At 38.4% G+C, this 555-nt stretch carries 1 protein-coding gene and 1 pseudogene; both read left to right on the plus strand.

Annotated features, from left to right (window positions below; all coding sequences use genetic code 11):
• Window positions 1–414: tail fiber protein (locus tag B0183_RS11610; RefSeq protein ID WP_341536164.1), on the plus strand; the 414-nt coding region annotated here is incomplete at its 5' end.
• Window positions 415–423: 9 nt separating this feature from the next.
• A pseudogene (locus tag B0183_RS13140) lies at window positions 424–555 on the plus strand (DUF4376 domain-containing protein); the annotation flags it as partial.

A 555-nucleotide genomic window follows, 5' to 3' on the forward strand; every position in this document is an offset into this window, starting at 1 on the left:
TGGAAGCAGATTGACGGAGCGGATTGGAGTGAAGTGAGAAATAAGCCAACGACCGCATCAGGTTTAGGTATTAATGATTTTGATAATAGAGTGACAGCGTTATTTACTTATCAAAAAATCGGCAACTTCGAAATCCGCAAATACCCTGATGGGACGATGATTCAAACCTATTTTTATGATGTAAATGATTTGAAAGAGTGGATAGAAAAGCAATTTACTTGGGCTGTCGCTTTTGCTGATAAACCTATGGTGATACCTAAAGTGGAGCATACCTATGGTATAAACAGCGATGTTGGTAGTGCTATTATGAGAAAAAGCACCAATGCTGTTTGTTATTATAAATTATATGAACACAACAGTGAGAATCAAGGTGACTGTCGAGTGCAATTTTTAGGTGTTGGTCGCTGGAAATAGGAGAATACAATGGCAATTTTTTATAAAGATGGTTTTTATAACAACGACCACGGCGGTTTTGTACCTGAAGGGGCTTGTGAAATTTCGGAAGAAACCTACCGCTTGTTACTTGAAGGACAAGCTCAAGGTAAGCTAATCGTT

It is taken from the genome of Glaesserella parasuis (assembly GCF_002015085.1).
GTDB lineage: Bacteria > Pseudomonadota > Gammaproteobacteria > Enterobacterales > Pasteurellaceae > Glaesserella > Glaesserella parasuis.